This is a genomic window from Arthrobacter sp. DNA4 (genome assembly GCF_024362385.1).
Lineage (GTDB): Bacteria > Actinomycetota > Actinomycetes > Actinomycetales > Micrococcaceae > Arthrobacter.
On sequence record NZ_CP101466.1, the window covers coordinates 3,183,679 to 3,196,543 of the forward strand.

Consider the following 12,865-nt stretch of genomic DNA (forward strand, 5'->3'; position numbering starts at 1 on the left):
GCGGAGTTGGGTGAGGGTGCGGGGTTCGTCCGGGCCTTGGAGGCCGCGTGCGGTGGCGGTGGTCCGGTTCCAGACAGCACAGGCGGTGTCCCCGGGCAGGTAGAGGGAGACCCAGGCCATGCCGTCCCGGTCGGGGGTGTATTCCATCCGCCGGTCCGCCGCACCCTTTACATGGCGCTTCTCGATGGAGTCGGGATGGTGGCGTTCCCGCCACCCACGGACCTTGGCCCGGAACCGTGACGGGACGAGCTCACCGGGGGCGGCAGCGCGGGCGGGGTGGGGTGCGTCGGGGTCGAAGAAGTGCGCCACCAACCCGGCGGCACCAGCGGCATCGAGGCTTTCGGTTTCGTCGGCGATGATCTTTGCGTGCTGCCAGGACATCACGCCGGCGGCCAGTGCGTCCATGACGGGTGGCAGGGAACAGACCCTGCGGGATTGGTCCACGAACGCGGCCGCGGCCGCGGAACTGATGGTCAGGACCCCGGCGATCTCCTCCATCACCGACATCCCGGCGTAGGTGCGGTCCTGCACGGAGGCGTCAGGCGGTGTCATGGCCTGCTGGAACTCCACTGCCTCGGCAGCGTCCTGTGCCTGCCCGGCCGCGAGTTGCGCCGTGAGCCGGGACCGGAGTTCCATCCTTTCCAGCCGGATCTCATACCGGCGCTGCAGCACATCAACACCGGAACCCGCACCCACTCTGGCAGCTATAAATGCGTCTTCACGGTCCAGCGCATCCAGGGCAGCAACAGAGGCACGAACACCCTCCAAAACCACCCCAACCCCACCGCTGGATTCCATATGGACATCATGCAGCGGGGGTCCGACATTCAGGCCGACAGCACCCTCCGGTACCCAACAACAAGAGGAGGCGGGAAAATCCCGCCTCCTCTTTCAAACGCCTCAGCGTGAATAAAACCCTTCGCCGTTTAGCGTGAGCCGTAGTTGGGCGCCTCGACGGTCATCTGGATGTCGTGCGGGTGCGATTCCTTCAGGCCGGCGGAGGTGATCCGGACGAACTTGCCGCGGACCTTCAGCTCGGGAATGGTGGGCGCTCCGGTGTAGAACATGGTCTGGCGCAGGCCGCCCACCAGTTGGTACGCCACTGAGGACAACGGGCCACGGTATGCCACGCGGCCTTCGATGCCTTCGGGGATCAGCTTGTCGTCACCGGACACGTCGGCCTGGAAGTAGCGGTCCTTGGAGTAGGAGGTGTTCTTGCCCCGCGACTGCATGGCGCCCAGGGAGCCCATGCCGCGGTAGGACTTGAACTGCTTGCCGTTGACGAAGATCAGGTCGCCCGGAGACTCGTCGCAGCCAGCCAGGAGGGAGCCCAGCATGACTGTGTCGGCGCCGGCCACCAGGGCCTTGCCGATGTCGCCCGAGTACTGCAGGCCGCCGTCGGCGATCAGCGGCACGCCTGCCGGAATGGCAGCCTTGGCGGATTCGTAGATGGCCGTGATCTGCGGGACACCCACGCCCGCCACCACACGGGTGGTGCAGATGGAGCCGGGACCAACGCCCACCTTGATGCCGTCGGCGCCGGCGTCAATCAGTGCCTGGGCACCTTCACGGGTGGCAGCCTGGCCGCCGATAACGTCCACGTGCGCGGCGACGGGATCGGACTTCAGCCTGCGGATCATGTCCAGGACACCCTGGGAGTGCCCGTTGGCGGTGTCCACGAACAGGGCGTCCACGCCGGCGTCCACCAGGGTCATGGCGCGCTCCCAGCCGTCGCCGAAGAAGCCGATGGCGGCACCCACCCGGAGGCGGCCTTCATCGTCCTTGGTGGCCAGGGGGTACTGCTCGGCCTTGGTGAAGTCCTTGGTGGTGATCAGGCCCTTGAGCCGGCCCTGCTCGTCCACCAGCGGGAGTTTTTCGATCTTGTTGGTGGCCAGCTTGTGCGAGGCTTCCTCGCGGCTGATGCCCACGTGCCCGGTGACCAGGGGCATCTTGGTCATGACGTCGCTGACCAGCCTCAGCGGGAAATCGGACTCCGGCACAAAACGGGTGTCGCGGTTGGTGACGATGCCCAGAAGGCGGTTGTCCTCATCCACCACGGGGAGGCCGGACACGCGGTAATGGGCGCAGAGATCATCGAGTTCGCGCAGCGTTGCCTCGGGGCGGATGGTCAGCGGGTTGGTGATCATCCCGGACTCGCTCCGCTTGACCCGGTCCACCTGGTCCGCCTGATCGGCGATGGACAGGTTGCGGTGCACCACGCCCAGGCCGCCCTGGCGGGCCATGGCGATGGCCATGCGGGACTCGGTGACCGTGTCCATCGCCGCGGAGAGCAGCGGGGTCTGAACGGTGATGCGCTTGGAAATTCGTGAGGACGTGTCTGCCTCGGACGGGATGACGTCGGTGTGGCCCGGCAGGAGCAGGACGTCGTCATAGGTCAGGCCGATGAAGCCAAAGGGGTTGTGTTCGGGCTCGGTCATGAGTGCGCCTCTTACCTTGGTTGCTGGGTCACGGGTAGGGGTTGCAGCCGATGACCAGCCCGTAATTACGGAACTGGCCTGTGCAGACGATCCTGCGGGAGCACCGTGCAGCACGGCGTTCCGGGGGCAGAAAGTGTTGAGTAAATATTAGAACCTCGGCGCCAATCCCCCTATTCCACGCCGGCAATGTGAGCAACCCCACGGGCCCGGCAGGCGGAATGGTTCAGCTCCAGCCGGTGGCGGCCAGCAGCCGCTGCTCGAACATCGGGATCATGGTTTCCACATACGTCCTGGTGAGGTGGTTGTCGTCCTTGTAGACGTACACGTTTCCCACCACGGCCGGGCAGACGCCCCGGGCACAGATGAAGTCGCTCATGTCCATCAGGTGCAGCCCCGGCAGTTTGCCGCGGTAGTTCTCCAGCGGTGACGGCTCCACCAGGGACTCTGCCAGCGGCGGGTTGCAGGCAGGGGCGCTTGCCCCGTTCCGCTGGGCACACTGCGGCATGTTGAAGGTGAACCGGGGGTTGTCCCGGATGCCCACGATCTCGATTCCCGCATCAGCAAAGGGCCGGACGCCCTCGAGGTAGCCGGGCACTTCGGTCTCGAACGGGGCGTCCTCGTGGGTCAGTGACGCCACGGTGAACACTGCGTCCGGCCGGTGTTCCAGGACATAGGCAGAGCTGGCGCGGTTGTAGGCGTTGCATTCGGCGTTCCTGGTGTCCGATTCGGCGCCGAAGCGGCAGGCAGGCATCAGCAGCGTTACCAGTTCCCAGCCACGGGCCGCTGCCACGGGCGCCAGGGCGGCGAGGTACTGCTGGGCGTGGGAGTCGCCCAGGACCACGATCCGCCGGGTGGCCGGTTCCTCCGGCAGCTCCTGCCGGCAGCCCTCAAGGACCGGATCGCCGGTGGCGTTGGCTCCTGTGCAGGGTGAATCGATGCCGGCCCAGTCGTTGTCGAGTGCGGTGGGTCCGGGGATGGTCCGCGCCCTTGGTGCGGGCGAGTTCTCGTTTTCCGGGGTGAGCACCAGGGCACCTGGCGTAAGGTTCCGCGGTTGGGCCGCCGTCGCGCTTTCCTCTGCGGTGAGCGTCGTCTGCCAAACCGCGACGGGCCCGGCCAGGACGGCGCCGCAGGCGACGATGACGACGGCGGTCCGCCAGGCGCGCAGCTTGGGCCAGTGCCAGTCGCGCAACGGCTTTTCCACGAAGCGCGTGGTCAGGACGGCAAGCACGATGGAGGCCCCGACGATGCCAAGACCCTGTTTGAGGTTCGGCGCTTCGACGCCGGTGGCGGCCAACACCAGCACCAGGACGGGCCAGTGCCAGAGGTACAGGGCGTAGGAGTTGTCCCCCAGCGCGACGGCGGGCCGGCTGCTGAGGAGGCGGTCCACCCCGAACCGGCTGCCCGGCTGGCCCGCGACGATGATCGCTGCTGCCGCAAGGGTCGGCCACAGGGCCACATATCCGGGGAAGGAACGGTCAACGGTGAGGACCAGCCCGCAGGAGACCATGGCGGCCAGGCCGGCCCATCCCAACGCCACGCGCAGGACGCGGCCGGGCTTGAGGTACGGCAGCGCCAGTGCCAGCAGGGACCCCAGCGCAAACTCCCAAAGGCGGGCCCGGGTATCGAAGTAGGCGTACGCCTGGTTGGTGGCGGTCTGGTCAATGGAGTAGGCCAGGGACACCGCAAAGACCGTGCCGAACACCAGCGCCAGCAGGCCCCGGTACGTCAGCCATTGCAGGCGGGGCACCCTGCGGAGCCCGGCCAGCACGGCTGCCGTGGCGGCAAAGACCAGCGGCCACAGGATGAAGACCTGGCCCTGGATGGACAGCGACCAGAAGTGCTGCAGGGGGCTGGCACCGGCGTGGTCCTGCGCGTAATAGTCCACGGACAAATCGGCAAGGAGCCAGTTTTGGCGGTACAGCAGTGACGCCCAGGCCTGGTCGAGCACCTGCGGCCACCGGCCCTGCGGCAGGATCAGCCAGGTGCCGGCGAGCACTCCGAGAATCACCACGACGGCGGCTGGCAGCAGTCGCTTGAACAGGTGCAGCCAGTGCGCCAGGAGCCTGAAGGGTTTGCCTGATTCCGCCTTGCGGACGAAGGACAACGTGAGCAGGAAGGCCGAAACCAGCAGGAAGATGTCCACGCCGCCGGACACGCGGCCCAGCCAGACGTGGTAGATGACAACCATGAGGACGGCAAGGGCCCGGAGACCCTGGACCTCCGGCCGGAAAGTGGGCTTCCGCTGGCGGGGTGCGGCGCCGGGGCTGGGCTCGGGTGCCTTCGGGGTTTCCGTTATCGACACTAGAACCTCTCACAACGCCCGCCAGCCAAAACCCCAAGCCTAGCCAACGCGCTGTGCAACAGCCAATCACGCCGCCGGTTCCAGACTATGCTGGCCCCAGTCGTGGAAGGGAGCGGGCGTGGTTGTCCAGCTGCGGATTTGTGTGCCCGGGGAGCTGTCCGACGTGACCCGGCAGACCTGCTGCGACCAGCGCGGAACGGCAGAAGTCGCTGTGGTCCGGGGCGCCTCCGTGGTGCCGGAGGGCGATGTCATTGAAGTCCTGATCGCCCGGGAATCAGTGGAGGAACTTCTCGAAAAGCTGGAGATCCTCAAGGTCCGGGACCTGGGTTCCATCGCCATGGCCACACCGGAATTCGTCCTGTCCCGGAACGCTGACCGGGCCGAGCGCGCCGCCCCGGGCGAGGGCGCGGATGCCGTGATCTGGGAGGATGTCACCCGCCAAACGGGCGAGGACTCCCGGTTGACCTGGAACTTCCTTGCCTTCCTGGTGCTGGCAACCCAGCTCGCCGGAATCGGCATTGTGACCGACTCCCCCATTGCGATCGTGGGCGCCATGGCAGTGGGCCCCGAGTTCGGACCGCTGGCCGCGCTCGCGGTTTCGATCGCCACCCGGAAGTGGAGGCTCGGCCGCCGGGCTGCGGTCGCCCTGGCCGTGGGCTTCCCGGTTGCCATGCTGCTGGCGGCGCTGACGGCGTGGCTCTCGATCCCGCTTGGCCTCTTCCCGCGCGATGCCCTGGACAAGGGATCCGCCGTCGAGTTCATCTACCATCCTGGGCCGTATTCGTTGATCGTTGCCATCCTGGCCGGAATCGCCGGAATGCTTTCCATCATCGGCCGCCGGTCCGCAGCACTGATCGGCGTGTTCATCTCCGTGACCACGGTGCTTACCGCCGGGTACGTGGCGGTGGCTTTGGTGCTGGGCGAATACCAGAAGGCCGCCGGTTCCGCCCTCCAACTGCTGCTCAACCTCGTGGGCATCGTGGTGGCCGCCCTAGCGGTGCTGCTCTTTTACCGGGTGGTCGCACGGCGCCTGCCCGATGGGGTGGCGCGCAGCCTGAAGCGCCAGCGGACCGGGACGGGCCGCTGACCGCTTGCCCTAGGAACGCAGCAGGGCGCGCAGGGTTTGGATGGTGTCCGCTTCCGCCGGGGCCTTGTCGTCCCGGTAGCGTTTGACGCGCGCGAACCTCAAGGCGATCCCGCCCGGGTAGCGAGGCGACTGCTGCACGCCGTCGATGGCTATTTCGACGACGGTGACCGGTTCAACCCAAACAGTGCCTGCCGTGCGCCGCACCTCAAGCTCCTGGAACCGCTCCGTCTGCCAGCGCAGCAGTTCATCGGTGAGTCCCTTGAAGGTCTTGCCGACCATCACGTAGCCGCCGGGTTCGCCGAACTCCCCGGTGGGGTCAAGGGCACCCAGGTGCAGGTTGGAGAGCATTCCCGTGCGGCGTCCGGAGCCCCATTCGCACGCGAGCACCACCAGGTCATAGGTGTGGACCGGTTTCACCTTCACCCAGTTGGATCCGCGCTTCCCGGCGGCGTAGGTCGATTCGATCGCCTTCACCACCACGCCCTCGTGGCCCGCGGCGAGTGCATCCCGCGACACCCGTTCGGCAACGGCCGGATCAGCGGTGACCTCCCCGGGAATCCGGTGCGCGGGTGCAACGCGTTCCAGGACGTCGATGCGGGTGGAGAGCGGTTCGTCCAGCAGGTCACGTCCGTCGATGTGCAGCACATCGAAAAACCAGGGGTGGAGCAGCGTTTCCCGGACTGCATCAGCGCCGAAGCGGGACATCGTTTCCTGGAAGGGCCGCGGGGCGCCGTCCTCATCCAGGGCGAGTGTTTCGCCGTCGAGGATCACGTCCTGCACGGGCAGCCCGCGGACCAGGTCAACCACCTCGGGCAGCCGGTGCGTGACCTCCGCGAGGTTCCGGGTGTAGATGCGCACGTCGTTGCCGGAGCGATGCACCTGGATGCGGGCGCCGTCGAGCTTGTATTCCACCGAGGCCTCCCCCGTGGCTTCGAGGGCTGCCCCGGCACTGCCCGCGGTGGCGGCGAGCATGGGCTGCACCGGACGCCCCACCACCAGGCCGACGGCGTCGAGCTCATCCGGGGTGCCGGTGAGCGCCAGGAGGGCCGTCCCGCCGAGGTCCCCGGAAAGCATTGCCGCACGGCGTACCGCCTCGACGGACCTGTCTGCGGCGCGGGCAATGGCCTCGGTCAGCACTCCTTCCAGGGCGCCGGTGCGCAGTTCCCCGAGCAGCACGCCGGCAATGAATGACTGCTCCGACGCGGTGGCCGCTCCCATCAGCGTCCTGAGGATGGACGTCCGCCCCGCACCCGACCCGCCACCCGCTGTTGCCAGGAGCCGGTCCAGTGCGGCATCAAGATCCGCCACGGTGAGGCTTGGCCCCGCGGCGGGTTCTTCCTTGGCCGCCGCCACGGCGCTCCAACCGACGCCAACCCGGCCCTGACGGGGCTTGGCACTGAGCCAACCCACCGCCGTCGGGATCTCCGCGGGTTCCAGCCGGCGCAGGAGATGGGCCAAAGCATCCACTTTCGCGAGCCGGGACCGGGTCGATGCGACGGTTTTCGTGGTGTCCACGAGCTCAAGGAGCAGCATGGCACCATCCTGCCACGGGCACCGGACAGGGACACTGGACACAGCCCCGGTGCGGGTCCACAATGTGCGCGTGGGGATCATCGTGGCGAACCTGTTCATCACCCTCGACGGCGTTTACCAGGCGCCGGGCGGCCGTGAAGAAGACCCCGAAGGCGAATTCGCGTTCGGCGGCTGGCAGGCCCCGGTGTCCGACGACGAGGCCGGCGCCTCGATAGCGGACGAGATCAGCCGGATGGATGCCCTCCTCCTCGGCCGGAAGACCTATGAAATCTTTGCGTCCTACTGGCCGCACCAGTCCGGTGACATTGCCGATGCCCTCAACCGAGTGCCCAAGTTCGTTGTCTCCGGCACGCTGGCGGACCCGGACTGGGCCGGCACCACTGTCCTGCCGGATGCCGCGGCCGCGGGCGGCCTCCGGGACGGGTTCGGGCAGCTGCACATGTTCGGCAGCGGGGCCCTGATCCGGTCCCTCATGGCGGCAGGAGTGCTGGACCGGCTCCACCTCTGGCTGTACCCGCTGGTCCTGGGCCAGGGAAAGCGTCTATTCGATGAGGGAACGGTGCCCTCCACCTTCACGCTGGCCGAGCCGTCCCGCAGTTTCCCGAAGGGGGCGGTGTCGCTGGTGTACGAGCGCGCGGGAGAAGTGGAGACGCAGGAGATGGCGGCCACCTAGTCCCCACCCACCGTCCCAGACAACAACGCAAAAGGCTGGCCCGGCAGACGCCGGACCAGCCTTTTCAGCGGTAAGCCGCCAGGGCGCAGCGTTAGTGGCTGTGGCCTGCGTGCTCGTCCTCTTCGGCCGGCTTCTCCACGACCAGGGTCTCGGTGGTGAGAACCAGGGCGGCGATGGAGGCCGCGTTACGGAGGGCTGCACGGGTGACCTTGACGGGGTCGATGACGCCGGCGCCGATCAGGTCCTCGTACTCGCCGGACTTGGCGTTGAACCCGTTGTTGGTCTCGAGGTCTGCAACCTTGGAGGTGACGACGTAGCCGTCGAAACCAGCGTTCTGGGCGATCCAGCGCAGCGGCTGCACCAGTGCGCGGCGGACGATGCCCACAGCAGCGGCGGCGTCGCCTTCGAGGGCCTTGACGGAAGCGTCCTCATCCAGTGCCTTGAGGGCGTGGATCAGGGCGGAGCCGCCGCCGGCAACGATGCCTTCTTCGAGGGCAGCGCGGGTGGAGGACACAGCGTCCTCGATGCGGTGCTTCTTTTCCTTGAGCTCAACCTCGGTGGCAGCGCCGACCTTGATGACTCCGATGCCGCCGGCAAGCTTGGCCAGGCGTTCCTGGAGCTTTTCGCGGTCCCAGTCGGAATCGGTGCGGGTCAGCTCGGCGCGCAGCTGCGCAACGCGTGCAGCGACGTCCTCGGCAGAACCGGCGCCGTCCACGATGGTGGTGTTGTCCTTGGTGACGGTGATGCGGCGGGCGGTACCCAGCACCTCCAGGCCCACGGAGTCCAGGCTGAGGCCCAGTTCCGGGGAGACAACCTGCGCACCGGTGAGGGTGGCGATGTCCTGCAGCATGGCCTTGCGGCGGTCGCCGAAGCCGGGAGCCTTGACGGCTACGACGTTCAGGGTGCCGCGGATGCGGTTGACGATCAGCGTGGACAGGGCCTCGCCCTCAACGTCCTCGGCGATGATGAACAGCGGCTTGGAGCTCTGCAGTGCCTTCTCGAGCAGCGGCAGGAATTCCTGGATCGAGGAGATCTTGCCCTGGTTGATCAGGATGAGCGCGTCCTCGAGGACTGCTTCCTGGCGCTCCGCGTCGGTGACGAAGTACGGGGACAGGTAGCCCTTGTCGAACTGCATGCCCTCGGTGAGGACCAGTTCGGTCTGGGTGGTGGAGGACTCTTCGATGGTGATGACGCCATCCTTGCCCACCTTGCCGAAGGCCTCGGCGAGCAGCTCGCCGATTTCGTCGCTCTGCGCCGAAATCGCCGCAACGTTGGCCACCTGGGTGCCCTCGACCGGGCGGGCGTTTTCCAGCAGGCGGGCAGCCACGGCCTCAACCGCGACCTCGATGCCACGCTTGATCTGGCCGGGGGCAGCGCCGGCTGCAACGTTGCGCAGGCCTTCCTTGACCAGGGCCTGTGCCAGGACCGTGGCGGTGGTGGTGCCGTCGCCGGCAACGTCGTTGGTCTTGGTGGCTACTTCCTTGGCCAGCTGGGCGCCAAGGTTCTCGTAGGGATCGTCCAGTTCCACTTCGCGGGCGATGGTGACGCCGTCGTTCGTGATAGTGGGGGCGCCCCACTTCTTGTCCAGGACGACGTTGCGGCCGCGGGGGCCGAGCGTCACCTTGACGGTGTTCGCGAGCTTATCGATGCCAGCCTCAAGGGACCGGCGGGCAGCGTCGTTAAACGCAAGCTGCTTTGCCATGGTTTTGTCCTTTCAAAGACAGAAACCCCGCACTGCTTACCAGCGTGAGCATGGTAAGCAGCACGGGGATCCGGAAGAATTACTTGACGACGATTGCCAGGACGTCGCGGGCGGACAGCACGAGGTACTCGGTGCCGCCGGTCTTGACTTCGGTTCCGCCGTACTTGGAGTAGATGACGACGTCGCCAACTGCTACGTCAACGGGAACGCGGTTGCCATCTTCGAAGCGGCCGGGGCCTACTGCGACAACTTCGCCTTCCTGCGGCTTCTCCTGTGCGGAGTCCGGGATGACCAGGCCGGAAGCCGTGGTCTGCTCGGCTTCGAGCGGGCGAACAACAATACGATCCTCAAGAGGCTTAATAGAGACCGACACTCGGACCTCTCCTTTTCGTCAGCAAATTCGTGGACTGGAAAGCTTTCCGCCGTAGCTGGCAAACCGTCGTCGCGGTGCCTGCAGCAGCCTGGCTGGCAGCTCTTCATGTGTTAGCACCCTCCTAGGGAGAGTGCTAATGAAGACTCTATGTAAGGGTTAGCACTCGGTCAAGGTGAGTGCCAACGTTTCGTCATGGGCGTACAGCCTGGAGTGGACGACGGCGGGTGGCCGGGGACACGGGGAAGGCCCTGTCCCTAGCGGCCCAGGTCGTCGAAGTCCACGTCCTCGCCGCCCTCCGTGTCGCCGCCGCCCTGCTTCCGTCCCCGGAAGAGCACCCAGCCGGACACCGCTGCGGCGAGCAGCGCGGCAACGAGGAAGAAGATGCTCCCAGCCCGCGCGCCGTCGTACAGCCCGCGGATGTCCCGGGCCTCCTGGGTGTTGTCCTGGACGTCGTTGCCGCCCACCGAGTAAACGGTGGCGTTGAACGTATCCAGCAGGAAGATGATCACCAGCAACGCGATGGAGACCACGGCCACGACGGCGGCCGCGATCAGCACAGGACGGGCGAACCTGGCCGGATGGCGGTCCCCCGACTCGTGGTCGCCGGTCTCGCGGGGGGCTGCGCTTTCATCCATGGATTCAACACTATCCGCATCCCGGCCACGCGCTCCTCCACTAGGCTGGAACCCATGGCTCACGCTCCCCAGGACCAGATTGCACAGGACCAGATCGCACAATTGCTGACCCCCGAAGGCTGGGAGTTGCTGGCGTCCCTGGGCCCCTACCGGGACGAGGACTCGTTCGAGCTGAACTCCGCGCTCCGGAAAGCCGGGCACCCGCCCGCGCTCGTGTCCGCCGTCCTGACGCAGTCACGGCTCCGCACCAAGGCAGAGGGGAAATTCGGGGAGTTCGCCCGGCAGATGCTGTTCACCCAGGCGGGCCTGGAGCAGGCCACGCGCCTCAACGTCGCCGCCCACCACGCCCAGCGGTTCGCTGCCGCGGGGATCAGCCGCGTGGCGGACCTGGGGTGCGGCCTCGGCGCCGATTCCCTGGCGCTGGCCTCCCTGGACATCATCGTCACGGCCGTCGAAATGGACGAGACCACCGCGGCGTGCGCCACGGTGAACCTCATCCCGTTCCCCAACGCCACGGTGGTGCACGCCGATGCGGAATCGGTTCCGCTGGACGGGATGGACGGCGTCTGGCTGGACCCCGCCCGGCGGGTCACCTCCACCTCCGGCACCAAGCGGATCTGGGACCCTGAGGCATTCTCCCCGCCGTTGTCCTTTGTGGAATCACTGGCTGCCCAGGGCAAGGCCGTGGGAGTGAAGATGGGCCCGGGCATGCCGCACGAATCCGTGCCTGCGGGCTGTGAGGCGCAGTGGATATCGGTGGCCGGGGACGTCACGGAGGTGACCCTGTGGTTCAACGCCGTGCGCAGGCCCGGGGTCCGCCGCGCTGCCCTGGTCCTGGGGCCGCAGTCTCCGGCGGAGCTGACCAGTGCCGAGGACTTCGGCGCCGGCCCGTCAGCGCCGGTGGGCCCGGTGGGGGGATACCTGTACGAACCCGACGGCGCCGTGATCCGCGCCGGACTGGTGGCAGACGTGGCACTGCAGCTCGGCGGACACCTGGTGGACGAACACATCGCCTACATCTGCGCTCCCGAACTCCTGGCCACCCCGTTCGCCCGGGCCTACAAGGTCCTGCAGGTCATGCCCTACAACGTGAAGGCGCTCAAGGCCTGGGTGAAGCAGGAGGGCATCACCGTGCTGGACATCAAGAAGCGCGGCACCGCGGTCACCCCGGAAGAGCTCCGGAAGCAGCTGCTGCCCGGCGGGAAGAACGCCAGGAAGGGCGGCAAAACGGCCACCCTGGTCCTGACGCGCATCGGTGAGGACCGGGTGGCCATCGTGGTGGAACCCGCCTAGCTGCACCTACTGGGCGCGCATGAACTCCTCGGCGGCCCGCACCTGGTCAGGGGTGGGCCGGACGCCTGTGTACAGGACAAACTGCTCCAGTGCCTGGATGGTGGCCACCTCGGCCCCCGTGATCACCGGCTTGCCGGCCGCACGGGCGGCGCGGATCAGCGGCGTCTCGGCGGGCAGCGCTACCACGTCGAAAACCAGGCGGGCCGCCTCGATGGCCTCCGCCGGGAAAGCCACGGTGTCCGCTTCCGTCCCGCCGGCCATCCCCAGCGGGGTGACGTTGATGATCAGGTCAGCCGTCCCGCCGTCGATCGCTGCACGCCATTGGAAGCCGTACTGGTCCGCGAGCGCGCGCCCCGCGGCCTCGTTCCGGGCCAGGACGGTGACGTCCGTGAATCCGGCGTCCCGGAGGGCGGCAACCGTGGCCTTGGCCATGCCGCCGGCGCCCTGCACCAGCACCGAATAGTCCGTGGGGACTGCATTGGTGGCGAGGAGTTGCTCGATCGCGGTGTAGTCGGTGTTGTACGCCTTGAGGTGCCCGTCCGTGTTCACGATGGTGTTCACCGAGTCGATGGCCTTCGCGGAAGGGTCCATCTCGTCCACCAGGGCGATGACGTCTTCCTTGTACGGCATGGAGATGGCGCAGCCACGGATGCCCAGCCCGCGGACGCCGGCGATGGCCTGTTCGAGGTTGGTGGGCGCGAAGGCCTTGTAGATCCAGTTCAGGTCCAGCTGTCCGTAAAGGTGGTTGTGGAACCGGGTCCCGTTGTTGCTGGGACGGGCCGAGAGCGAGATGCAGAGGGTCATGTCTTTATTCAGAATGGGCACCAGA

At 67.2% G+C, this 12,865-nt stretch carries 10 protein-coding genes and 1 pseudogene; 3 read left to right on the forward strand and 8 right to left on the reverse strand.

What is annotated here, in order from left to right:
• Window positions 1-54 precede the first annotated feature (54 nt).
• The 3 genes and pseudogenes from NMQ03_RS21230 to NMQ03_RS14630 all read right to left on the reverse strand — a co-directional run.
• Window positions 55-798: pseudogene (locus tag NMQ03_RS21230) on the reverse strand (DUF222 domain-containing protein); the annotation flags it as partial.
• 128 nt (window positions 799-926) lie between these two features.
• Window positions 927-2,438 (reverse strand): IMP dehydrogenase, encoded by a 1,512-nt coding sequence (guaB, locus tag NMQ03_RS14625; RefSeq protein WP_159631427.1) that lies wholly within the window; start codon window positions 2,436-2,438, stop codon window positions 927-929.
• A gap of 223 nt (window positions 2,439-2,661) precedes the next feature.
• A complete protein-coding gene (locus NMQ03_RS14630) occupies window positions 2,662-4,734 on the reverse strand; it encodes an acyltransferase family protein (RefSeq protein WP_255175622.1) in 2,073 nt (690 codons plus the stop codon).
• Between the two features lie 124 nt (window positions 4,735-4,858).
• On the opposite strand from NMQ03_RS14630, the gene NMQ03_RS14635 reads away from it, so the two are divergent.
• Complete coding sequence (locus tag NMQ03_RS14635; protein WP_255172784.1) at window positions 4,859-5,827, forward strand: DUF389 domain-containing protein; 969 nt, start codon at window positions 4,859-4,861, stop codon at window positions 5,825-5,827.
• Window positions 5,828-5,836: 9 nt separating this feature from the next.
• Here the strand turns inward: NMQ03_RS14635 and NMQ03_RS14640 are convergent, their stop codons facing one another.
• On the reverse strand, window positions 5,837-7,360 hold the full coding sequence (locus NMQ03_RS14640; protein WP_255172785.1) for an ATP-dependent DNA ligase: 1,524 nt from the start codon (window positions 7,358-7,360) through the stop codon (window positions 5,837-5,839).
• Between the two features lie 70 nt (window positions 7,361-7,430).
• On the opposite strand from NMQ03_RS14640, the gene NMQ03_RS14645 reads away from it, so the two are divergent.
• Window positions 7,431-8,033 (forward strand): dihydrofolate reductase family protein, encoded by a 603-nt coding sequence (locus tag NMQ03_RS14645; protein ID WP_255175623.1) that lies wholly within the window; start codon window positions 7,431-7,433, stop codon window positions 8,031-8,033.
• 91 nt (window positions 8,034-8,124) lie between these two features.
• On the opposite strand, the gene groL is transcribed toward NMQ03_RS14645, so the two are convergent.
• From groL to NMQ03_RS14660, 3 genes are all read right to left on the reverse strand, one after another.
• The gene (gene groL / locus NMQ03_RS14650) at window positions 8,125-9,735 is read right to left on the reverse strand and encodes a chaperonin GroEL (protein ID WP_255172786.1); all 1,611 of its coding nucleotides are present in this window, start codon (window positions 9,733-9,735) and stop codon (window positions 8,125-8,127) included.
• 79 nt (window positions 9,736-9,814) lie between these two features.
• Window positions 9,815-10,108 carry a co-chaperone GroES gene (groES, locus tag NMQ03_RS14655; protein ID WP_003805290.1) on the reverse strand — a complete coding sequence of 98 codons (294 nt, stop codon included), beginning with the start codon at window positions 10,106-10,108 and terminating at the stop codon, window positions 9,815-9,817.
• A 254-nt stretch (window positions 10,109-10,362) separates the two neighbouring features.
• Window positions 10,363-10,743 carry a hypothetical protein gene (locus tag NMQ03_RS14660; RefSeq protein WP_255172787.1) on the reverse strand — a complete coding sequence of 127 codons (381 nt, stop codon included), beginning with the start codon at window positions 10,741-10,743 and terminating at the stop codon, window positions 10,363-10,365.
• 54 nt (window positions 10,744-10,797) lie between these two features.
• Between NMQ03_RS14660 and NMQ03_RS14665 the strand changes: the two genes are divergently transcribed.
• Complete coding sequence (locus NMQ03_RS14665; protein WP_255172788.1) at window positions 10,798-12,036, forward strand: class I SAM-dependent methyltransferase; 1,239 nt, start codon at window positions 10,798-10,800, stop codon at window positions 12,034-12,036.
• A gap of 6 nt (window positions 12,037-12,042) precedes the next feature.
• Here the strand turns inward: NMQ03_RS14665 and NMQ03_RS14670 are convergent, their stop codons facing one another.
• Window positions 12,043-12,840 carry a shikimate 5-dehydrogenase gene (locus NMQ03_RS14670; RefSeq protein ID WP_255175624.1) on the reverse strand — a complete coding sequence of 266 codons (798 nt, stop codon included), beginning with the start codon at window positions 12,838-12,840 and terminating at the stop codon, window positions 12,043-12,045.
• Between the last annotated feature and the right edge of the window lie 25 nt (window positions 12,841-12,865).

Bases quoted from the DNA above. Each gene is read 5' to 3' on its own strand.
- NMQ03_RS14665 (WP_255172788.1), top strand. From the start codon at position 10,798: ATGGCTCACGCTCCCCAGGACCAGATTGCACAGGACCAGATCGCACAA.
- guaB (WP_159631427.1), bottom strand. From the start codon at position 2,438: ATGACCGAGCCCGAACACAACCCCTTTGGCTTCATCGGCCTGACCTAT.
- groL (WP_255172786.1), bottom strand. From the start codon at position 9,735: ATGGCAAAGCAGCTTGCGTTTAACGACGCTGCCCGCCGGTCCCTTGAG.
- NMQ03_RS14660 (WP_255172787.1), bottom strand. From the start codon at position 10,743: ATGGATGAAAGCGCAGCCCCCCGCGAGACCGGCGACCACGAGTCGGGG.
- NMQ03_RS14670 (WP_255175624.1), bottom strand. From the start codon at position 12,840: ATGACCCTCTGCATCTCGCTCTCGGCCCGTCCCAGCAACAACGGGACC.
- NMQ03_RS14640 (WP_255172785.1), bottom strand. From the start codon at position 7,360: ATGCTGCTCCTTGAGCTCGTGGACACCACGAAAACCGTCGCATCGACC.